The 21947-nt window shown below is 61.1% G+C and carries 20 protein-coding genes and 1 pseudogene; 18 read left to right on the forward strand and 3 right to left on the reverse strand.

Annotated features, from left to right (window positions below; all coding sequences use genetic code 11):
- The first annotated feature begins 9 nt into the window (after positions 1-9).
- From lpxD to ACIPHM_RS22800, 6 genes are all read left to right on the forward strand, one after another.
- A complete protein-coding gene (gene lpxD / locus ACIPHM_RS22775; protein ID WP_400333435.1) occupies positions 10-1098 on the forward strand; it encodes a UDP-3-O-(3-hydroxymyristoyl)glucosamine N-acyltransferase in 1089 nt (362 codons plus the stop codon).
- Positions 1095-1592 carry a 3-hydroxyacyl-ACP dehydratase FabZ gene (gene fabZ / locus ACIPHM_RS22780; RefSeq protein ID WP_400333438.1) on the forward strand — a complete coding sequence of 166 codons (498 nt, stop codon included), beginning with the start codon at positions 1095-1097 and terminating at the stop codon, positions 1590-1592. The genes lpxD and fabZ overlap by 4 nt, the downstream gene beginning before the upstream one ends.
- On the forward strand, positions 1589-2380 hold the full coding sequence (gene lpxA, locus ACIPHM_RS22785) for an acyl-ACP--UDP-N-acetylglucosamine O-acyltransferase (protein ID WP_400333440.1): 792 nt from the start codon (positions 1589-1591) through the stop codon (positions 2378-2380). The genes fabZ and lpxA overlap by 4 nt, the downstream gene beginning before the upstream one ends.
- 3 nt (positions 2381-2383) lie before the next feature.
- A complete protein-coding gene (lpxB, locus tag ACIPHM_RS22790; protein WP_400333443.1) occupies positions 2384-3559 on the forward strand; it encodes a lipid-A-disaccharide synthase in 1176 nt (391 codons plus the stop codon).
- Between the two features lie 104 nt (positions 3560-3663).
- The gene (rnhB, locus tag ACIPHM_RS22795) at positions 3664-4299 is read left to right on the forward strand and encodes a ribonuclease HII (protein ID WP_400333575.1); all 636 of its coding nucleotides are present in this window, start codon (positions 3664-3666) and stop codon (positions 4297-4299) included.
- Complete coding sequence (locus ACIPHM_RS22800; protein ID WP_400333446.1) at positions 4296-5075, forward strand: TrmH family RNA methyltransferase; 780 nt, start codon at positions 4296-4298, stop codon at positions 5073-5075. The genes rnhB and ACIPHM_RS22800 overlap by 4 nt, the downstream gene beginning before the upstream one ends.
- Positions 5076-5187: 112 nt before the next feature.
- Here ACIPHM_RS22800 and ACIPHM_RS22805 read toward each other — a convergent pair whose 3' ends face one another.
- Positions 5188-6078 carry a pyruvate, water dikinase regulatory protein gene (locus ACIPHM_RS22805; RefSeq protein ID WP_400333449.1) on the reverse strand — a complete coding sequence of 297 codons (891 nt, stop codon included), beginning with the start codon at positions 6076-6078 and terminating at the stop codon, positions 5188-5190.
- 264 nt (positions 6079-6342) lie between these two features.
- Here ACIPHM_RS22805 and ppsA point away from each other — a divergent pair, with 264 nt between their 5' ends.
- The 3 genes from ppsA to ACIPHM_RS22820 all read left to right on the forward strand — a co-directional run bounded on the left by ppsA (position 6343) and on the right by ACIPHM_RS22820 (position 10425).
- The gene (ppsA, locus tag ACIPHM_RS22810; protein WP_400333452.1) at positions 6343-8733 is read left to right on the forward strand and encodes a phosphoenolpyruvate synthase; all 2391 of its coding nucleotides are present in this window, start codon (positions 6343-6345) and stop codon (positions 8731-8733) included.
- A gap of 156 nt (positions 8734-8889) precedes the next feature.
- Positions 8890-9333, forward strand: a complete 444-nt coding sequence (locus ACIPHM_RS22815; protein WP_400333455.1) for an NfeD family protein — start codon at positions 8890-8892, stop codon at positions 9331-9333.
- 117 nt (positions 9334-9450) lie between these two features.
- A complete protein-coding gene (locus ACIPHM_RS22820) occupies positions 9451-10425 on the forward strand; it encodes an SPFH domain-containing protein (RefSeq protein WP_400333458.1) in 975 nt (324 codons plus the stop codon).
- Positions 10426-10535: 110 nt separating this feature from the next.
- Here ACIPHM_RS22820 and smpB read toward each other — a convergent pair.
- A pseudogene (smpB, locus tag ACIPHM_RS22825) lies at positions 10536-10985 on the reverse strand (SsrA-binding protein SmpB); the annotation flags it as partial.
- A gap of 154 nt (positions 10986-11139) precedes the next feature.
- Between smpB and ACIPHM_RS22830 the strand changes: the two are divergent.
- Together ACIPHM_RS22830 and ACIPHM_RS22835 are read left to right on the forward strand one after the other, a co-directional pair.
- Entirely contained in the window at positions 11140-11574 is a 435-nt protein-coding gene (locus tag ACIPHM_RS22830) for a type II toxin-antitoxin system RatA family toxin (protein ID WP_400333461.1), read from the forward strand.
- A complete protein-coding gene (locus ACIPHM_RS22835; protein ID WP_400333463.1) occupies positions 11564-11899 on the forward strand; it encodes an RnfH family protein in 336 nt (111 codons plus the stop codon). Before ACIPHM_RS22830 ends, ACIPHM_RS22835 begins: the two co-directional genes overlap by 11 nt.
- Positions 11900-11972: 73 nt before the next feature.
- Here ACIPHM_RS22835 and ACIPHM_RS22840 read toward each other — a convergent pair whose 3' ends face one another.
- Positions 11973-12902 (reverse strand): DMT family transporter, encoded by a 930-nt coding sequence (locus tag ACIPHM_RS22840; protein WP_400333466.1) that lies wholly within the window; start codon positions 12900-12902, stop codon positions 11973-11975.
- 394 nt (positions 12903-13296) lie between these two features.
- Here ACIPHM_RS22840 and guaB point away from each other — a divergent pair, with 394 nt between their 5' ends.
- From guaB to ACIPHM_RS22875, 7 genes are all read left to right on the forward strand, one after another.
- Complete coding sequence (guaB, locus tag ACIPHM_RS22845) at positions 13297-14757, forward strand: IMP dehydrogenase (protein WP_400333469.1); 1461 nt, start codon at positions 13297-13299, stop codon at positions 14755-14757.
- A gap of 6 nt (positions 14758-14763) precedes the next feature.
- A complete protein-coding gene (locus ACIPHM_RS22850) occupies positions 14764-15456 on the forward strand; it encodes a hypothetical protein (RefSeq protein ID WP_400333471.1) in 693 nt (230 codons plus the stop codon).
- On the forward strand, positions 15431-17014 hold the full coding sequence (gene guaA / locus ACIPHM_RS22855) for a glutamine-hydrolyzing GMP synthase (RefSeq protein WP_400333474.1): 1584 nt from the start codon (positions 15431-15433) through the stop codon (positions 17012-17014). The genes ACIPHM_RS22850 and guaA overlap by 26 nt, the downstream gene beginning before the upstream one ends.
- Before the next feature lie 219 nt (positions 17015-17233).
- Entirely contained in the window at positions 17234-18577 is a 1344-nt protein-coding gene (locus tag ACIPHM_RS22860) for a tyrosine-type recombinase/integrase (protein ID WP_400333477.1), read from the forward strand.
- A 171-nt stretch (positions 18578-18748) separates the two neighbouring features.
- A complete protein-coding gene (locus ACIPHM_RS22865; RefSeq protein ID WP_400333480.1) occupies positions 18749-18964 on the forward strand; it encodes a helix-turn-helix transcriptional regulator in 216 nt (71 codons plus the stop codon).
- 44 nt (positions 18965-19008) lie between these two features.
- Positions 19009-19260 carry a hypothetical protein gene (locus ACIPHM_RS22870; RefSeq protein WP_400333483.1) on the forward strand — a complete coding sequence of 84 codons (252 nt, stop codon included), beginning with the start codon at positions 19009-19011 and terminating at the stop codon, positions 19258-19260.
- The gene (locus ACIPHM_RS22875; RefSeq protein WP_400333486.1) at positions 19257-21338 is read left to right on the forward strand and encodes a VapE domain-containing protein; all 2082 of its coding nucleotides are present in this window, start codon (positions 19257-19259) and stop codon (positions 21336-21338) included. The genes ACIPHM_RS22870 and ACIPHM_RS22875 overlap by 4 nt, the downstream gene beginning before the upstream one ends.
- The last annotated feature ends 609 nt before the right edge of the window (positions 21339-21947 follow it).

Here is a 21947-nt window from a genome sequence, read left to right on the forward strand (position 1 = left end):
GAGCGCTCCATGTCGGGGTCGTCGTCCGTACCGTCCGCGCCATCCGTTACGCTTGCCCAATTGGTCGCACGCTTCGGCGGCGATCTCGTGGGTGACGGTAACGTTGCCGTCGAGGGGCTGGCGCCGCTCGACCGCGCGCTCGCGAACCAACTCGCCTTTCTGTCCAACCCGTTATATCTCGCCGAAGTGCCCAATTCGGGCGCTGCGGCCGTGATTCTCTCGAAAGCCGATTTCGACAAGCTGCCTTCGCATGACGGCCGCGCCTGGATCATTGCGCCGAATCCGTACGCTTATTTTGCACGCGTCGCGCAAATGTTCGCGCAAGCGGCGGCGCCGGTGCCACCCGCAGGCATTCATCCGAGCGCGTTCGTCGATCCGACGGCAATCGTGCCGGCATCGTGCGTGATCGGTCCGAACGTCGTGATCGAAGCCGGGGTACGGCTGGGTGAGCGCGTTCGCCTGGTGGCGAATGTATTCGTCGGCCGGGGCACCACGCTCGGCGACGACGTGCTCGTCTATCCGAATGCCACGCTGTACCACACGAGCGTGATCGGCGCGCGTTGCGTGATTCACGCAGGGGCCGTGATCGGCTCGGACGGCTTCGGTTTCGCACCTGATTTTTCCGCGACAGGCGGCGAGTGGGTGAAGATTCCGCAAGTGGGCCGTGCGGTGATCGAGGACGACGTCGAAATCGGTGCGTCGACGTCGATCGACCGCGGTGCGATGGCCGATACGGTCATCGAGCGCGGTTGCAAGATCGACAATCAGGTGCAGATCGCGCACAACGTGCGCGTCGGTGCATTTACGGTGATCGCGGCATGCACGGGCATCGCCGGTAGCAGTACCATCGGAAAGTTCTGCATGCTGGGCGGCGCCGTGGGCGTGGCCGGGCATGTGACGATTGGCGACAAGGTCATCGTGACAGCCAAGTCGGGTGTCTCGAAGTCGATTCCCGGCCCGGGCACTTATACCAGCGCGTTTCCGGCGATTCCGAACGCCGAATGGAACAAAAACGCGGCCATCATGCGCAATCTGGACAAGATGCGCGACCGCGTGCGTCAACTTGAAGCGAAGGTCAAGGACCTGCAAGACAAATGAGCGAGACCAATACCAATATCGACGTCAGCAATCTTGACATCCATAAGATCATGAAGTTGTTGCCCCATCGGTATCCAATGCTGTTGGTGGACCGCGTGATCGCCCTTGAGACGCGTAAGAGCATCAAGGTTATCAAGAACGTCACGATCAACGAGCCGTACTTCACGGGGCACTATCCGCAGCGCCCGGTAATGCCGGGGGTGCTGATCGTCGAAGCGCTGGCCCAGGCGGCCGCGCTGCTCGCGTTCTCGGAAGAAGCCGCACACGATGAGAACACGCTCTACTATTTCGTGGGTATCGAGAAGGTTCGCTTCCGTCGTGTGGTCGAGCCGGGTGATCAGCTTGTGCTTGATGTCGAGCACGTGAAGTCAAAAAGCTCCATGTTCTTCTGGTTCAAGGGGCAGGCGCTTGTCGACGGCAATGTGGCGGCGCAAGCCGAGTTTACGTGCATGGTCAAGAAGAACGGCGTAGAACCGGAACCGGAACGTCCATGACGAATATTCATCCCACTGCAGTTGTCGATTCGAAGGCGCAACTGGCTGACGACGTCGCTGTCGGTCCCTACGCAATCGTCGGGCCGAACGTGACGATCGGCGCCGGTACGCGGATCCTTGCGCACACGGTTGTCGATGGTCACACGACGCTGGGCGAGGGCAACAAGATTGGTCCGTTCGCGTCGATCGGCGGCAGCCCGCAGGATATGAAGTACGCGGGCGAGCCGACGCGGCTTGTCATTGGCGACCGCAATACGATTCGCGAATTCACGACCATCCATACCGGTACGATGCAGGACGGTGGCCTGACGGGTGTCGGCAACGACAACTGGATCATGGCTTACGTGCACATCGCGCATGATTGCCACGTTGGCGATCACACGGTGTTCTCGAGCAATGCGCAGTTGGCGGGCCATGTGCACGTTGACGACTGGGCAATCATTGGCGGCATGACCGGTGTGCACCAGTTCGTGCGTATCGGTGCGCACTCGATGGTGGGCGGTGCTTCGGTGCTTGTTCAGGACGTGCCGCCGTTCGTCATTGCGTCGGGTGACCGGGCCGTGCCGTACGGTATCAACGTCGAAGGTCTGCGTCGTCGTGGCTACACCGCCGACGCGATTACGGCGCTGCGTCATGCGTACAAGCTGCTCTACAAGAGCGGATTGACGCTCGACGAAGCCAAGGTGCAGATCGAAGCCTTTGCCGACGCCGGTGCGCCGGATGTCTCTAAGGCCGTGCGCGCACTACTCGACTTCCTCAACGCTAGCACGCGCGGTATCGTGCGCTGACCTATGTCGCCGACCCTTCCCGGCGCCGGCCAGCGAACCCTGGCGATGGTAGCCGGGGAGCTGTCTGGCGATCTCATTGCCGGCAATGTCCTTGCCGGTCTCAAGCAGAGTCTTCCGGCCGACATCGCGTACGCGGGTGTTGGCGGCCCGCATATGGCGGAAGAGGGCTTCGACGCCTATTGGCCAATCGACAAGCTCTCCGTCATGGGCTACGTCGAAGTCATCAAACATCTGCGCGAGATTCTCTCGATTCGAAAGCAACTGCGTGAGCGTTGGCTTGCGGAAAAGCCGATGGCGTTCGTCGGCTTCGACGCGCCCGACTTCAACTTCGATCTCGAAATCAAACTGCGCGAAGCGGGGATTCCCACGATTCACTTCGTGAGCCCGTCGATCTGGGCGTGGCGTGGTGGACGCATCAAGAAGATCAAGCGTGCCGTCGACCACATGTTGTGCCTGTTCCCGTTCGAGCCGGAGATTTATCACCGCGCGGGCATCGACGCGACGTTCGTCGGGCATCCGATGGCCGACAAGATTCCGATGGTCCCCGATATCGCGGGTGCACGAGCCAAGCTGAGCCTTCAAGGCAGTGGTCCGGTCGTTGCCATCTTGCCGGGTAGCCGCACGTCGGAGGTGCAGCGCCTTACGCCAGTGTTTTTTGCAGCGATGCGCCTGCTCGCCAAACGCGACCCGTCGATACGCTTCGTACTGCCCGCGGCAACGCCGCGCCTGCGCACGCTGATGCAGCCGATCTTCGACGCACACAGCGATCTCAATCTGACCGTGATCGACGGACGTGCACCGCTGGCACTGGAGGCCGCAGATAGCGTGCTGCTTGCGAGCGGGACGGCCACGCTGGAAGCGGCCTTGTACAAGAAGCCGATGGTGATCTCGTACAAGGTGCCCTGGCTGACGGCGCAGATCATGAAGCGTCAGGGGTACTTGCCCTACGTAGGGCTGCCGAACATTCTGTGCGGCGAATTCGTCGTGCCGGAGTTGCTGCAGCACTTCGCTACACCGCAAGCGCTTGCCGACGCCGTCTGGCAGCAACTGACCGATCCGGCGCTGCGCGAGTCTCTGCAAGCACGCTTCACGAAGATTCATGAGCAACTGCGCCAGAACACGGCGGCGCGCTCGGCTGAAGTGATCGAGCGTGTGCTGCGGGAGAAGGGGCGCATATGAGCGAAGACGTCAAAGTGCGGCGCGTGACGCGTAAGGCCGCGCCTACTGCCTCTGCTGCCCCCCAGTCGCGTACCCGTGCTGCCGCCAAGGCGGCGCCTCCGCAAATGGCGTTCGATTTGTTCGCGGACGTCGCGGCCGAAATGACCTGTGGCGTGGACGAAGTGGGGCGCGGGCCGCTCGCAGGGCCTGTCGTTACGGCGGCCGTGATTCTCGATCCATCGCGCCCGATCAAGGGGTTGGCGGATTCGAAGAAGCTCACGGCGCGGCGTCGCGAGGCGCTTTATGAGGAAATCGTCGAACGTTCGCTCGCGTTTTGTATCGCCGAGGCGAGTGTCGCGGAGATCGATTCCCTGAATATTCTCCACGCAACGATGCTCGCCATGCAGCGCGCCGTGAACGGTCTTTCGCGCGTGCCGACGCTGGCGCTCATTGACGGCAATCGTTGCCCGGTCTTGCCGATGCGGGCGGAAGCCGTCATCAAGGGCGACGACAAGGTGCCCGCGATTTCGGCGGCGTCGATTTTGGCGAAGGTCACGCGCGACCGTCAACTGACGGCGTTGCATGAGGCGTTTCCGCAGTACGGCTTCGATGAGCATGTCGGTTACGGCACGCCCAAGCATCTGGAAGCGTTGCGTACGCACGGGCCGAGTCCGCATCATCGACAATCGTTTGCGCCGGTGCGTGAAGCGTTTGAAATTTTCGGCACGCTCACGGTGTCGCGCCTGGTCCGCTCGTCATGAAACTCATCAGTTCCAAAGACAATCCGTTCTACAAGCGCCTGAAGCAGTTGGCGCAGTCGAGTCAACAGCGGCGCAAGCTCGGTCAGACGCTGCTCGAAGGCGTGCATCTGGCGCACGCTTATCTCGGTGCGCTGGGGCAGCCGCTCGTTTGCGTGGCGGCGGAATCGGCGCTGGACAACGACGAAGTTGCGCAGATTTGGGCAAAAGTCGACGCCGATCGTCGTGTCTGCCTGCCCGACGTGCTGTTCGAGCCGTTGTCGACGCTCGTCAACGGAGTGTCGCTGCTGTTCGTCATTGAGATGCCGTCGGGTCATCTGCCAGCCACGCAGACAACGGACTGTGTGATTCTCGATGCCGTGCAGGACGCAGGTAACGTGGGATCCATCCTGCGGAGTGCGGCCGCGGCCGGGGTACGCGATGTGTACTGCATGTCGGGTACGGCGCTCGCGTGGTCGAGCAAGGTGCTGCGTGCGGGGATGGGCGCGCACTTCTCGCTGAATATCGTGGAACACTGCACGCCGGATTCGCTGGCGCCGCGTCTGTCGGTGCCGTTGCTCGCGACCAGCCTGCAAACGAGTACGTCGCTCTATGCGCAGAACTTACGTACGCCGGTTGCGTGGGTTTTCGGTAACGAAGGGGCGGGCGTATCGCCGCACTGGCTTGAGCGCGTGCAGACGCCGATTCGTATCCCGCAGCCGGGTGGCATGGAGTCGCTCAACGTTGCGGCCTGCGCCGCCATCTGTCTGTTCGAGGCGGTGCGTCAGCGCCTGTCTTGAAATACCGGCGGGCAGATGAACAAAAGGGACGCTAATAGCGTCCCTTTTGCATGGTTGGCGAAGCGAAATCCGTCAAGCGGATGTCAATAACCGACGTCGCTAACCGACGTCGTCAATAGACGTCACGCTCCAGCTTGATTTCCTGCAGGATGGTCGTCGCAATTTCCTCGATGGACTTGTGCGTCGACGACAGCCACTTGATGCCCTCGCGTCGCATCATCGCTTCGGCCTCGTTGACTTCGTAGCGACAATTCTCCAGCGATGCATATTTGCTGCCTGGACGGCGCTCGTTGCGGATCTCCGACAGCCGCTGCGGATCGATCGAAAGGCCGAAAATCTTGTCCTTGTACTGATCGAGCGTGGAGGGCAGTTTCTCGCGTTCGAAATCGTCCGGAATCAGCGGGTAATTGGCGGCCTTCACGCCGTACTGCATGGCGAGATAAAGCGTCGTCGGCGTCTTGCCGCTACGCGACACGCCCACGAGGATGACGTCCGCACTTTGCAGATTCTTGTTCGACTGGCCGTCGTCGTGCGCCAGCGAGAAGTTCACCGCTTCGATCCGGTTCTTGTAGGCTTCGCTGTCGGCGTTCTGGTGCACGCGCCCGATGGCGTGCATCGACTTGAGGCCAAGCTCGTGTTCCAGCGGTTCGATGAACGTCTGGAACATGTCGAGAGTCACGCCCTGACAGTTGCGCAGGATCTCGTTGGCCCGTGCGTCGACGAGGGTGCTGAAAATGATCGGACGGACGTTCTCGCTCCGATACATTTCATTGATCCGTTGGGCCGTCTCATAGGCTTTATCGACGGAATCCACAAACGGGACGCGAATCTGACGGAAACGCATCTCGAATTGCGCAAGGATCGAATGCGCGAAGGTTTCGGCCGTGATCCCTGTGCCGTCGGACACGATGAAGACGGGCCGTGCAGCGACCGGTTTGACCGGTGCGGCGGGGGTGCCAGGGGCGGGTGTCGGGGAATTTCCGGGAGTAGAGGCGTCGCTCATGCGCAGAATCGCAAAATGGTGCATTGCACGGTAGAATAGCGGCAACTTGTTGGATAAGCAATTGCGCGACCATCGCGCGCGGTTCCGCGTCAGCCCCGTCTGACGGGGTGTTGCGAGAAATGACGAGGGTTCGGGCAGGTCGTCGGGCGCTAGCCCCTGGTACTCGACGCCGCCAATGCGCGATTTCTTATCCAACAGGTCGATCGGCCCATGTCAGTCCCAGCCGGTCCGCCGAGAATTTTTTTTCTTACCTTAGGGGCTTTTATGACTAACGCAGCACACGACGGCGCCTACGTGGTGCCGTTTGAGCATCTGCGCATGACCGATGTCGAGTCGGTCGGCGGCAAGAATGCATCGCTTGGCGAAATGATCAGCCAACTGGCCAGCGCCGGCGTGCGCGTGCCGGGCGGTTTCGCCACGACGTCTTTCGCATTCCGCGAGTTCCTCCAGCACAATAACCTGACCGAGCGCGTTGCCCAGCGTCTCGAGGGTCTTGACGTGGATAACGTCAAGGCGCTCGCAGAAGCCGGTGCCGAAATCCGTCAATGGATTGTCGACGCGCCGCTTCAGCCGCAGCTCGAGAAGGACATCCGCGAGCAGTTCGCACGCATCACGGCGGATCAGCCGGATGCGTCGTTCGCCGTGCGTTCGTCGGCCACCGCCGAAGATCTGCCGGACGCTTCGTTCGCTGGTCAGCAGGAAAGCTATCTGAACGTCGTTGGCATCGAAGACGTGCTCGATCGCATGAAGCACGTGTTCGCGTCGCTGTATAACGACCGCGCCATCTCGTATCGCGTTCACAAGGGTTTCACGCACGCCGAAGTGGCGTTGTCCGCCGGTGTGCAGCGCATGGTGCGCTCCGACTGCGGCGCCTCGGGCGTGATGTTTACCATCGACACCGAGTCGGGCTTCCAGGACGTCGTTTTCATCACGGCCAGCTACGGCCTGGGTGAGACGGTCGTGCAGGGTGCCGTGAACCCGGACGAGTTCTACGTCTTCAAGCCGACGCTCAACGCCGGCAAGTACCCGATCATTCGCCGCACGCTGGGCTCGAAGCTGCTCAAGATGGAATTCACGCAGCCGGGCGAACCGGGCCGTGTGAAGACCATCGATGTGCCGATGGAGCTGCGCAACCGCTACTCGATCACCGACGACGATTGCGTCGAGCTGGCCAAGTTCGCGTTGATCATCGAGAAGCACTACGGTCGTCCGATGGACATCGAGTGGGGCAAGGACGGCAAGGACGGCAAGATCTACATCTTGCAGGCACGCCCGGAAACGGTGAAGAGCCAGTCGGCCGGCAAGGCCGAGCAGCGCTTCAAGCTCAAGGGCGACGCACCGGTGCTGGCCACGGGCCGCGCCATCGGTCAGAAGATCGGCGCCGGTCCCGTGCGCGTGATCATGGACCCGAGCGAGATGGAACGTGTGCAGCCGGGCGACGTGCTGGTGGCCGATATGACCGACCCGAACTGGGAGCCGGTGATGAAGCGTGCCTCCGCCATCGTGACGAACCGTGGCGGCCGTACGTGCCACGCGGCGATCATTGCGCGTGAGCTGGGCGTGCCGGCCGTCGTCGGCTGCGGCGACGCGACCGAGGTGCTCAAGGAAGGCGCGCTCGTGACCGTTTCGTGCGCGGAAGGAGACGAAGGCAAGATTTACGATGGTCTGCTCGAGACCGAAGTGACCGAGATCCAGCGCGGCGAAATGCCGAAGATCCCGGTGAAGATCATGATGAACGTGGGCAACCCGCAACTCGCCTTCGACTTTGCGCAACTGCCGAACGAAGGTGTGGGTCTGGCGCGCCTGGAGTTCATCATCAACAACAACATCGGCGTGCACCCGCGCGCGATTCTCGAGTACCCGAACATCGACGCTGACCTGAAGAAGGCGGTCGAGTCGGTGGCTCGCGGTCATGCGTCGCCGCGTGCGTTCTACGTCGACAAGCTGGCCGAAGGTATCGCAACGATTGCTGCGGCCTTCTATCCGAAGAGCGTGATCGTACGTTTGTCGGACTTCAAGTCCAACGAGTACAAGAAGCTCATCGGCGGTTCGCGTTACGAGCCGGACGAAGAGAACCCGATGCTGGGCTTCCGTGGCGCGTCGCGCTACATCTCGGAAGACTTCGCCGAAGCGTTCGAGATGGAGTGCCGTGCGCTCAAGCGCGTTCGCGACGAAATGGGTCTGACGAACGTCGAGATCATGGTGCCGTTCGTGCGTACGTTGGGTCAGGCGGAGCGTGTGGTCAACATGCTGGGCGACTACGGTCTGAAGCGTGGCGAGAACGGCCTGAAGCTGATCATGATGTGCGAAGTGCCGTCGAACGCGATTCTGGCCGACGAATTCCTCGAGTTCTTCGACGGCTTCTCGATCGGCTCGAACGATCTGACGCAGCTCACGCTGGGTCTGGACCGTGACTCGGGCATGGAATTGCTGGCGAAGGACTTCGACGAACGCGATCCGGCGGTGCGCTTCATGCTGAGCCGCGCGATCAAGGCTTGTCTGGCCAAGGGCAAGTACGTCGGTATCTGCGGTCAGGGTCCGTCGGACCATCCGGATCTGGCCGAGTGGCTGGCGAAGGAAGGCATCGCATCCATGTCGCTCAACCCGGATACGGTGATCGAAACGTGGCAACAGCTCGCCAAGCTGGCGAAGTAAGCGTCACGAGACACGCCTGAAATAGGACGCGTCCGAGCGGCATCTCGGACGCACCCGAAAGGCCGGGCAATCCCTTGGGATGCGTGCGCTGATCGGTTCGTTTCGTGCTATAAACCCCGGTATCACACCGGGGTTTTTTTGTGTCTGGGAGTTGCGATGGAGCAGGCTTGGCTTTGGTTCGGCGTTGCCGGATTGACTGTAGTGCTGGAGCTGGCCAGCGGAACGTTTTACTTGCTGATGGTCGCGCTCGGTATGGCGGCCGGCGGTATTGCTGCGATGCTGCGCGCGGACTGGCCGTTGCAGTGGGTGGTTGCCGCTGTTGTCGCCGGTGTCGCCGTCTGGCTACTGCGGCGCAGCCGGTTCGGTCAGCGGCGCATCAAGGTCGACGCATCGGCAGACCCCAATACCAATCTCGATATCGGTCAGCGACTGCATGTGGAGGCGTGGCGCCCCGATGGTCAGGCGCGCGCGATGTATCGCGGCGCCGAGTGGGACGTCGAGCTTCTGCCGGGGGAGGCGCCCGCTGCCGGATGGTTCGTGATCCGAGAGGTGCGCGGCAGCCGGTTGTACGTCGCACACGTGGCAACTCAGACGGCTTAGGTGGATTGGGTGATGTGCCGCGAACACTCTTGTGTCGACGCTGTCAGATAGCAAGACCCGCAGCCGCGGGTGACAGGGAACTAGCCAGCCGTTACGGCAGGCGCTTCAGGGGGAAACATGATTTCTAACGTCGCATTTATTCTTTTCATCATTGCGGTGATCATTGCGGCGCGCTCAATCAAGATCGTGCCGCAGCAGCACGCCTGGGTGGTGGAGCGTCTTGGGAAATATCACGCGACACTCACGCCGGGTATGTCGATCGTCGTGCCGTTCGTGGATCGGGTGGCTTACAAGCACATACTCAAGGAAATTCCGCTCGATGTTCCGAGCCAGGTCTGTATCACGAAGGACAACACCCAGTTGCAGGTCGACGGGATTCTGTACTTTCAGGTGACGGATCCGATGAAGGCGTCCTACGGATCGAGCAACTTCATAGTCGCCATCACGCAACTGGCACAAACGACGTTGCGTAGCGTGGTCGGCAAGCTCGAACTCGACAAGACGTTCGAGGAACGCGAATTCATCAATCACAGCGTGGTGAATGCGCTTGACGAAGCGGCGTCGAACTGGGGTGTGAAGGTCTTGCGCTACGAAATCAAGGATCTCACGCCGCCGAAGGAAATTCTGCACGCCATGCAAGCGCAGATCACTGCCGAGCGTGAGAAGCGCGCACTGATCGCGGCGTCGGAAGGGAAGAAACAGGAGCAGATCAACCTGGCATCTGGCGCGCGAGAGGCGGCGATTCAGAAGTCGGAAGGGGAGCGTCAGGCGGCAATCAACCAGGCGCAAGGTGAGGCCTCCGCCATTCTGGCCGTGGCGGAAGCGAATGCCCAGGCGATTAACAAGATTGCGACGGCCATTCAGACGCAAGGTGGCATGGAAGCCGTCAACCTGAAGGTCGCCGAGCAATACGTCGATGCCTTCAGCAAGATCGCCAAGACGAACAACACGCTGATCGTGCCGGGCAACTTGTCGGACATGAGCGGCATGATCGCATCTGCGCTCAAGATCGTGCGTGGCACCGAAGGCGGTTCGAAGGCCCCCCCGGAAGGCAGCGCCGGTGGGTTCGGCAATTCGGGTACGCGTCGATAAGCGTCCTGTTCACCGAATAACGCAATGAAAAACGGCCCGAATGGGCCGTTTTTTCTTTTCGAGACAGGCACTGATCGCGTCAAGGCATTCACGCCACGCCGAGCGACGGTTCACGTGGGGGTGCGCATGAGGCGCGCCTTCTCGCGATCCCAGTCGCGTTTCTTTTCCGTCTCGCGCTTGTCGTGCAGCTTCTTGCCTTTCGCCAATCCGATCTCGCATTTCACACGACCGTTGCTGTAGTGCAGGTTGAGCGGGACGAGCGTGTAGCCGCGCTGCTCAACTTTACCGATGAGCTTCTTGATTTCGTCGGCATTGAGCAGCAGCTTGCGGGTACGCACGGGGTCGGGCTTGATGTGCGTCGATGCCGTTTGCAGCGGGCTGATGTGCGCGCCGATCAGAAAGATTTCGCCATGCTTGATGACGACATAACCTTCCTTGATCTGCGCCCGCCCGGCGCGAATGGCCTTGACTTCCCACCCTTCGAGCACGATCCCGGCTTCGTATCGCTCCTCGATGAAGTAGTCGAAGAAGGCTTTCTTGTTGTCAATGATGCTCATGGATCCTTGGCGGGTAACTTGGTCGGACCCGGTGAGTCGGGCTCGGGTAAAATAGCGATTTTAACAAAGAGTCTCGGCAAGAGGCGGCTAACGGCACGCGCGGATCGATATGGCGTCGATCGGGCACGCGTGACGCGCTCACCTCGCCCGACAGACGATGGCCGAAGTCAGTAAAACCGTTCTCGTGCATTTCAGCGACGAGCAAATGTACGATCTGGTGACCAATGTCGCCGATTACCCCAAGTTCCTGCCGTGGTGCGGCGGTGTCGATATTCGGCATCAGGACGAGCACAGTATGGAAGCGTCGCTGATCATCGACTTCAAAGGCCTGAAGCATTCCTTCGCGACGCGCAATATCCAGGAGCGTCCGCACTCCATTCAGATGACGTTCGTCGAAGGGCCTTTCAAGCGTTTTCACGGCACGTGGAAATTTACGCCGCTGCGCGAGAATGCCTGCAAGATCGAGTTCGGCCTGCATTACGAATTTGCGAATTTCCTGCTTGAAAAGGTCATCGGCCCGGTGTTCAGTCACATCGCCAACACGTTCGTTGACGCTTTCGTGAAGCGCGCGGAGGCCGTGTATGTCAAATGAGCTGAATGTCGACGTCTGCTATGCGCTACCCAACGAGCAAGCGATTGTCCCCCTGACGCTGCCGCAGGGTGCCACGATGCGCGATGCGATCGAGCGTAGCGGCTTGCTCCAACGCTTTCCGGAACTAGATCTCGCGCGCATGAAGGCGGGAGTATTCGGCAAGGTGCGCGCGTTGGACGCTGCCGTCGAGGCTGGGGATCGTGTCGAGATTTACCGCACGCTCAAGGCCGACCCGAAGCTCGCGCGCCAGCGGCGCGTCGAGAAAGTGCGCAACGAAGGGAGCCGCGAAGGGCAGAAGTGGCTGGGGAGCCGCCGCGGGACGTGAGCCACGTGGCGGCGCTGTCGCTCCACTGTCGCCGCCGTAATTTCGCTGCGGATTGTGCGGACCCCGCCGCGAACTAGTGCGTCGAGCCCCTCGAGTGCAGTCGCACCGATGCACTCACCCCGGCGAGCAGCAATATCACGGCAGCGAGTTCCAGCAGGCGCGGCAGCCGCTGTTCGTAGATGAAGCCGTAGACCAGCGCAAACAGCGTTTCAAACACGATCATCTGCCCCGACAGGGTCAGGGGCAGCCGCCGGCTCGCCGCATTCCAGAACGCATTGCCGACGGTTGACGCGCCGACCGCCACCGCAATATTCACGATCAGGAACATGTGCCAATCGCGCGGCGTGTCTGCGGCGACCGGGTGCGGCAGCAGTACCGCCGGCACCGCCAGGGCAAGGGCCAGTACGCCCGTTGCGACACCTGTCAGCAGCGACCATTCCTGACTCGTGAAATGCCCGAATTTCGCGAGATAGCGGGCGTTGGCAACGGCATACCACGTCCAGCTCACCAGTGCCCCCACCGCGCAGGCGATGCCGGCGAGCGTTAGCCGCCAGTCGCCGCCGCTGGCCGAGGCGTGGGCGAAAACGTCCACATTGATGCAGACGATGCCGAGCGCGACCAGCGCCAACGGGCCTGCGAGTTTCGACAGCGGAAGGGCGCCGTGGTCTCGGCTGCCGACCAGCGTCACGGTGACGGGGAGCACCCCCACGATCAGCGACGCCGGCGCGATGCCCGCCATCTGGACCGCGCCCGCGAGAAACAGGTAATAGATCAGATTGCCGACGAGGCTCAGGCGGAACAACGCCCGCCAGTCGTTACCGGTGACGTTGTGACGCAGGCGGACCCAGAGCGGGGCGAGCAGCACGGCGGACACCAGTCCGTACAGAACATAGCGGGCAGCCGACAGTTCCAGTGGCGAGAACCCGGGCAGCAGGCGAGGGGCCAGGAACACCAGCCCCCACAATGCGCCAGCCGCCAGTCCGTAAGAAATGCCTTTCCCCATGAGATTCGTGCTCGAAGTTCGTGATGCGCAGATGCTGGTAATCCTTGCCAGAAGGCCTGTCCGGTAGGCCGCTGGTTGTATGAGGGCCATCTAACGCGGGACGGGCGGGAAGGGCAGGAAGTGCGCAACAGTAGCATGCGGGGTGCGCACGCCTATTGTGAAATCCGGCACTTGGCCGGCCCCGGAGTACGCAGGGGAGGTATCAGGAACGCGGCGGGGATTGGGCCGGGGATGTGTCGGGAATGTGTCGGAAAGGCGCCGGGTGTCCGGCCGTGGGGTGTCCGGCTGACGGTCGCCCCTTCTCTCGGGGAAAAAGCCCCTTGACATGTGTGACAGACGTTCCATGCATTCCGCGATTTCTGTATAATTCGGTTTTGCGCCTATAGGATTTGCCATGCGTCTGATCCAAAAAGCACTCACATTCGATGACGTGCTCCTCGTCCCGGCCTACTCTGCCGTTCTCCCGCGCGACACCAGCCTGAAAACCAAGCTCACGCGCAACATTACCCTGAACATGCCTTTGCTGTCGGCCGCCATGGATACGGTGACCGAAGCACGTCTGGCCATTGCCATGGCACAACAGGGCGGCATCGGCATTATTCACAAGAATCTGAAGCCGGCCGAGCAGGCGCGGGAAGTCTCGAAGGTCAAGCGATTTGAGTCGGGCGTTCTGCGCGACCCGATCACGATTCCGCCGCACATGAAGGTGCGCGATGTGATCGCCCTGTCGCGTCAGCATGGTATTTCCGGTTTCCCGGTCGTCGAAGGTGCGCAGCTCATCGGTATCGTCACCAACCGCGACCTGCGTTTCGAAAGCCGTCTGGACGAGCCCGTACGCGTGATCATGACGCCGAAGGACAAGCTCATCACGGTGCGTGAAGGTGCTTCGCCGGCCGACGCCGAGCGGCTGATGCACGACCACCGCCTGGAGCGTGTGCTGGTCGTCAACGACGCTTTCGAACTGCGCGGCCTGATGACCGTCAAGGACATCATGAAGGCGACCGAGTATCCGCTCGCGAGCAAGGACGAACATGGCAAGCTGCGCGTTGGCGCCGCTGTCGGCGTAGGTCCGGACAATGAAGAACGCGTCGAACTGCTGGTCGCAGCAGGCGTCGACGTGATCGTGGTCGACACGGCTCACGGCCACAGCCAGGGCGTGCTGGATCGCGTGCAGTGGGTCAAGAAGCATTTCCCGCAGATCGAAGTCGTTGGCGGCAACATCGCCACGGCGGGCGCCGCGCTGGCGCTGGTCGAGCACGGTGCCGACGCGGTCAAGGTCGGCATCGGCCCGGGTTCGATTTGTACGACGCGTATCGTAGCCGGTGTTGGCGTGCCGCAGATCACGGCCATTGCCAATGTGGCTGAAGCGCTCAAGGAAACGGGCGTTCCGCTGATTGCCGACGGTGGCATTCGCTACTCGGGCGACGTTGCCAAGGCACTGGCTGCCGGCGCGCACACCGTGATGATGGGCAGCATGTTCTCCGGCACGGAAGAAGCGCCGGGTGAGGTGTTCCTGTATCAGGGTCGTTCGTACAAGAGCTACCGCGGCATGGGTTCCGTTGGCGCGATGAAGGATGGTGCTGCCGACCGTTACTTCCAGGATCCGGCCAACAACGCCGACAAGCTTGTGCCGGAAGGCATCGAAGGTCGTGTGGCGTACAAGGGCAGCGTGAATGCGATCCTGCATCAACTGACTGGCGGTATTCGTTCGTCGATGGGCTATCTGGGTTGCCCGTCGATCACGGATCTGCACGAGAAGGCAGAGTTTGTCGAAATCACGGCCGCCGGCATGCGCGAATCGCACGTGCACGACGTCCAGATCATGAAGGAAGCCCCCAACTACCACGTGGAGTAATTGCCCATGAAGGCCATGTTGCGTACGGTACTGTTCCTCGATGCGGCGTTGAATCTGGCACTCGGAGTGCTGTTGATTGCGTCGTTCTGGTCATCGCTGTATGCGGCCATTGAAGTGCCTGTGCCGTCGCCCGTGCTTTATGCGCAGGCGCTCGGCGTGGCGTTCATCGGCGTGGCCTGGCTGCAATGGCACGCCACCGTGAATGGCCAGTTGACGTCGACCGTCGCGAAAGTGACGGGGCATATCAACTGGGTGACCGGTGCGTTCGTGCTGGGCTGGCTGATCTCCGGCCAGTTGGTGGTGTCGAGCGGCGGCAAGTGGTTGCTGGCTGCGCTCGGCGCTGTCCTCCTGGTGGTGGGCGGTATTCTCGTCAAGCTCGCGTCGAGTGTGCGCACGAAAGAACGCGTGCAGGCGGCGCAGCGGGTTGGTGAGCGAGTGCGTGGCGGTGTCGTGAGCGACACGCGGCGCGACGCACCGCAGAATTATCCGGATGCCCGGGGCCTCGACGAGTCCCGTGGCACGCGCGCTGAGCCGCGCATGGAGACGCCTCGCGGCGGCTCCGCACCCGTCAATCCCACGCCGGTCGCGCCTGCGGGCACCACCGGCATTGTCACGCCCGTGCCTTCCGACACGGCGCCGACGTCCAACGAATCCACTTCATCCGTACCTCACGATGCACGACAAAATCCTCATTCTTGACTTCGGCTCGCAAGTCACCCAGCTCATCGGGCGCCGCGTTCGCGAAGCGCACGTCTACTGCGAAATCCATCCGAATGACGTTTCGGACGAATTCATTCGCGAATTCAATCCGAAGGCGGTCATTCTGTCGGGCAGCCACGCGAGCACGTACGAGGATCAGGATCTGCGTGCACCGCAGGCGGTCTGGGATCTGGGCGTGCCGGTGCTGGGCATTTGCTACGGCATGTTCGCGATGACGGTCCAACTGGGCGGTCAGGTCGAGGCCAGCAATCACCGTGAATTCGGTTATGCCGAAGTGCGTGCGCATGGTCATACGCCGTTGCTCGATGGCATTGAGGATTTCCGTACGGCCGAGGGCCACGGCATGCTCAAGGTGTGGATGAGCCATGGCGACAAGGTGACGCAATTGCCGCCGGGCTTTGCGCTGATGGCGTCGACGCCGAGCTGCCCGATCGCGGGGATGGCCGACGTGGCGCGTCATTACTACGCGGTGCAGTTCCACCCGGAAGTCACGCATACCGTGAAGGGCCGTGAGTTGCTCGAGCGTTTCGTGCTGGAGATTGCCGGAGCGAAGCCGGACTGGGTCATGCGCGACCACATCGAGGAAGCCGTCCAGGCGATCCGCGAGCAGGTGGGCGACGAAGAAGTGATTCTGGGTCTGTCGGGCGGTGTCGATTCGAGCGTGGCGGCGGCGCTGATTCATCGCGCGATTGGCGATCAACTGACGTGCGTGTTTGTCGACCACGGTCTGCTGCGTCTGAACGAAGGCAAGATGGTGATGGAGATGTTCCAGGGCCGTCTGCACGCGAAGGTCGTGCACGTGGACGCCACGGAGCAATTCATGGGTCACCTGAAGGGCGTGACCGATCCGGAGCAGAAGCGCAAGATCATCGGCCGCGAGTTCGTCGAAGTGTTCCAGGCGGAGGCGAAGAAGCTGAAGAATGCGAAGTGGCTGGCGCAGGGCACGATCTATCCCGACGTGATCGAGTCGGGTGGTGCGAAGACGAAGAAGGCGACGACGATCAAGAGCCACCACAACGTGGGCGGCCTGCCGGAGACGCTGGGTCTGAAGCTGCTGGAGCCGCTGCGCGATCTGTTCAAGGACGAAGTGCGCGAGCTGGGCGTGGCGCTGGGCCTGCCGCACGACATGGTCTACCGTCACCCGTTCCCGGGACCGGGTCTGGGTGTGCGTATCCTGGGTGAAGTGAAGCAGGACTACGCGGATCTGCTGCGTCGCGCCGATGCGATTTTCATCGAAGAGTTGCGTAACACGGTTGAGCCGAACAGCGGCAAGACGTGGTACGAACTGACGAGCCAGGCGTTCGCGGTGTTCCTGCCGGTCAAGAGCGTGGGCGTGATGGGCGATGGCCGCACGTACGAGTGGGTAGTGGCACTGCGCGCCGTACAGACGCAAGACTTCATGACGGCCCACTGGGCTCACCTCCCGCACGACTTGCTCGGCAAGGTCTCGAACCGCATCATCAACGAAGTGCGTGGCCTGAACCGCGTTGTTTATGACATCTCGGGCAAGCCGCCTGCGACGATCGAGTGGGAGTGATTTTTTGGTGCGCCAAGCTGTCTCGATTAGTCTCGAAAATCGCCGGAAACTCATGTAATGCAAGGGCTTAGGCGGACATCTGGTCTCATCTAGTACCGCCTAATCTCGCCAGATTTGCTGGCATGGCCGATGGCACGTTTAGGGGGTATCTACTCCGTCCGGTTCTATACCATTGGTGTACCATGATGGTATCTGATGATGAGCCGAACGGAGGATACCTTGCTGACAGATACGGGGCTGCAAAAGCTCAAACCCGCCGAGAAGCTATACAAGAAAGGTGACCGTGATGGCCTGTATGCCGCCGTGCTGCCGAGCGGCACCATCAGCTTCCGATACAACTACCGGATAAACGGAAGGGGCGAGACGCTCACAATCGGCCGGTACGATGCCAAGATGGCGCGCAATCCGGCGCGCGAGCCGGGGGCGCTTGAATACGGCATGGACGTGTCGCTGGTTGAGGCGCGGGCGTTGCTAGACCGCGCTAGGCGCGATGTTGAGCGCGGCGTGTCGCCATCGCGCGGGAAGGCTGACAAACGCACAGCAGCCGCAGAGGCGCTGACGTTCGGCGGCTGGGCCGAAAGCTACTTCGACCACAAGGCGGACCCTAATAGCGGTGCTGAACAACTGGCGGACAGCACCCTGGCGTTCCGCCGTTCCACCTATCGCCGCGTTATCGAACCCGAACTGGGCAAGTTGCGCTTGGAGGAAGTGACGCCGCAGCGATTGAAGCGGCTTTGCGACGACGCGAAAGAGAAGCGCGGACCTGCCGTGGCAATCCACGTCCGCGAAGTCGTGCAGGCGGTGTTCCGGCACGCCCAGGGCAGTGGGCAGGCGGTGAGTAATCCTGCCGAAGCTATCCGCGCTTCCACCATCGCCACGTTTGAGGCGCGCGACCGCGCATTGTCACCGGCCGAAATTCGCACGTTCCTTACCGCACTCGAGCAGGTTGCCACCACGCCCACGCTTCGTCTAGCGCTGAAATTCGTCCTGCTGACCGGCGTACGCAAAGGCGAATTCATTGGGGCGAGATGGGGCGAAGTCGATTTTGATTCCGAGCGCTGGACCATCGCCGCGTCGCGCATGAAGGCAGGCAAACCGCATGTCATTCCGTTGAGCGACCAAGCATTGGACATTCTCACGGCGCTTAGGTCCTGCTTCGGGTCTAGCGATTATCTGCATCCAGGCCGGTACGACCACGACCAACCCATCAGTAACGCCACGCTAAATCGCGTCATAGACGCTGCCGTGGAGCGTATTCGAAAGGACGAACCGGAATTCCAGACGTTCGGTGTGCACGACCTGCGGCGCACCTTCTCCACCGGACTGAACCGCGCGAAATTTGACGAGCGGTGGATTGAAATGTCACTGGCGCACGCGCCGCGGAACCGGATTGCTGCCGTCTACAACGTGAACCGTTACCTGTCCGAGCGGAAAATCATGCTGCAATGCTGGGCTGACATGATCGACGCTTGGATGCGAGGTGAGTCTGCCCGTGACCTGATAGCAGACGCCAAGCGACGCGCCGCAGAAATCCACGAAGATGATTTAGACGACGACCTCTAATTTTCGCGTTGTCGTACCAGAACCCGGTTTCGGCCGGGTTTTTTATTGCGCGCGTTATTCAGCGTTAAGCGCCGTGATTGAGGGCGCTGCACAGCGGAAATCGCCCAAGAGGAATCGGCGCGCAATGAAGCTGAAACTGGCTCCATGCAATCTCACTTGGAGTCAAGCCAAATGCGTAACCCGCAAACACTCGGCCTGGAAACGTACCTTCGCATCACGCAGCTTATCAACGAACGCTTTGTCCCGTTCAGTAAGCCGACTCTCTGGCGACGCGTGCAGGACGGCACATTTCCGAAGCCGATCAAGATTCATGGCGTCACGGCCTGGCGTCTGTCGGATATCCAGGAGTGGCAGCGCGTACAGATGCAAGCCACGAATTCGCAATAAAAAGGGGATCGCGCCAAATGACGAAACCCCCGCAAAAAAACTCAGTGTTCAGTCAAAATTGTAAGCGCACCACCGAATCGCCACGCAGCTATTTGCGCTATTTCGAGCGAGTGTCTCTTGCGCGCAACTACGCGCAGATTCACGTTGCGCTGGCCGACCTTGTGCCGCGCCTGCTGCGCCGGGGCCAGTCCCCCCAGGCCGTGGCGCATGACCTGTCGCAACTGGCGAGCGTCCACGGCTTTCGCGAGTGTGTTGCGCCTGTCGTCAACGAACTGGCGATGCGAGGTGCAGCGTGAACGCGCGCGCAACCATCGCCGCGGCTATTGACTACGCATCGCTGATGCCGACCGTTGCACAGGCGCTGTACGGCGAGCCGACTGAACGCAAGGCGAACGAACTGCGCTTCGGCTCGCGAGGCAGCCTGTCCGTCAAGCTGGATGACGGTACGTGGTTCAGCCACGAAGATAACAAGGGTGGTGGCGTACTGGACCTGATCGAGCGCGAGACTGGGAAGGCTGGCCGCGCTGCCGTTGAATGGATGGAACAACAAGGCATCGTGGCCGTGAACGACAACACGCCCGCGCCAGTTCCTGCGCCGCGCAAGCACGTCGCGGCAACGTACGACTACGTGGACGCTGACGGCGCGCTGCTGTTTCAGGTGTGCCGCATGGAGCCGAAGGATTTCCGCCAGCGTCGGCCCGATGGCAAAGGCTGGTCCTGGTCCGTCAAGGGCATTGAGCAGGTGCCTTACCGCCTTCCCGAATTGCTGGCGAGTTCTGAAGAAATCATCTTCGTCGTGGAAGGCGAGAAAGACGCCGACAACATGGCGGAGCGCGGGCTGTTGGCAACGTGCAACGCTGGCGGCGCGAACAAATGGCGCGACGAACTGACGCCGCATTTCAAAGGCCGCCACGTGGTGATCCTGCCGGATAACGACGACGCAGGCCACGCGCATGCGCATCTGGTGACGAACAAGCTGCGTGGTGTCGCTGCGTCGGTTCGCGTGGTGACGCTGCCAAACCTACCGGAAAAGGGCGATGTTTCGGACTGGCTGGAAGCGGGCCACGGTGCCGACGAACTGCGGGCCATAGTCGAGCGCGCAATTGTGCCTGTGGTGACAGACGATAACCTGTCCGTAGACGTTCACAGCATGCAGATGGTCGGGCCGTACGATTTCCCGCACATGTCCGACAAATTGCAGCCGTTGAACACCATTCCGAACCTACGGCACATGCTTTCGCACTACGGTTTCACGGTTCGCTATGACGTGATTCGCAAAGACCTGGTTATCCGCTACCCAGGGCAGAGCGGCACGCAGGACAACACGCGCGAAACTGCCGTGAATACAGTGGTGAGTTTGTGCGCACTGAACCGCCTTCCGAAGGCTGACGCGCCGTCGTTCCTGTTGAACATTGGCGACGAAAACCTCGTGAACCCCGTGATGGACTTCATCACGTCGAATCCGTGGGACGGTCGCAGCCGATTCTATGACTTGCTTGGCACGGTGCAGACACGCGATGGATACGATCGCAACCTGTTTGCGCTACTACTGCGCCGCTGGCTGATTTCTGCCGTCGCGGCAGCAGCCAAGCCCAACGGCTTTTGGTCGAAGGGCGTGCTGGTATTCCAGGGCGAGCAATCGCTTGGCAAAACGGCGTGGATTCGTTCGCTGCTACCCGATGACCAGCGCGACCTTATGAAAATCGATGCGACTATCGATCCCGCGAACAAAGACACCATCATCAGCGCCGTGTCGCATTGGATTTGCGAGATTGGTGAACTGGACGGCACCCTGCGGAAAGCCGACATTGCGCGCCTGAAAGGCTTCATCAGTCAGGACGTGGACCAATTCCGTAGGCCCTATGCCCGCACCGAAGGCAAGTATGGCCGCCGCACGGTGTTCTTTGCGAGCGTGAACCCGGAACAGTTCCTTGCCGATGACACAGGCAATGTGCGCTGGTGGACGGTGCCCGTGGCTGCCGTGAACTATCAGCACGGCATCGATGTGAAACAGCTTTGGGCGGAAGTGTATGAGTGGTTCAAGCAAGGTGAACGCTGGTGGCTGGACCGCGACGAAGAAGCACGCCTGGAATCCGGTAACGACCGGCATCGCAACATCGACCCCATCGAAGAAATGATTTTGGGTGCCTATGACCGCGACGACCCGCGCGTCAGGAAACTGGCCGCGTCTGACGTGCTGCGAGAAATCGGCTTCGACAAGCCGACCACGGCGCAGGCGCGCGCAGCATCAAAGGCGTTGCGCGTAATGTTTGGCGACCCAAAGATGTACCTCGGGCGAGCCGTTTTCGCGATGCCTCACGCGATTCGAGACGGAAGGCGAACGCTAGACGAAGATTGCGGTCGGCCATTCTGACACGCCGCAGTGAGCCAGCAAGCCCGCCAACGTGCGGGCTTTTTTGGTGGGGATATGGTGAGGATGGTGGGGATGGTATTTGTCATCCACACCAGGCCGAAACCCTTGATGGACAAAGGTTTGACCGATTCTGGTGAGGATGGTGGGGATGATCTTGTAGGAAAAAGGAAGCGACCGATAAAAAGCAGCACAACTACAAACAAGAGCATAGGTCGTTGCCGTACATAGGAAATCATCCCCACCATCCACACCAAATTCACGGGAAAGCCTTGCTGGGTAAGTCTCTCGGGATGGTGGGGATAATTTGGCGCGATCCCCACCATCCCCACCGTCCCTAATGCTCCGCCGCACACCCCTGAATCTTATCCTTGGTGACATGCGCAAGCTATCCATTGCGCTGCTGAAGCAACATCGGTTCGTGTCTCATGCTGGTGACGTACTGCTGGTGGTAGCTGTGGCTATCAGAGACCTAGAGGGCAGGCCCACGACCGCATACAAGCTGGCTGCATATGTGGGCATGCCACGCGGGACTGTGCTGCGCGGGCTGGCGAGCATGACGCGCTGGCTTGGTGGAGCGCGACGAGCGACGGTGCGACTTCCTCACGCGTG

It is taken from the genome of Pandoraea sp. NPDC087047, from assembly GCF_044745225.1.
GTDB lineage: Bacteria > Pseudomonadota > Gammaproteobacteria > Burkholderiales > Burkholderiaceae > Pandoraea.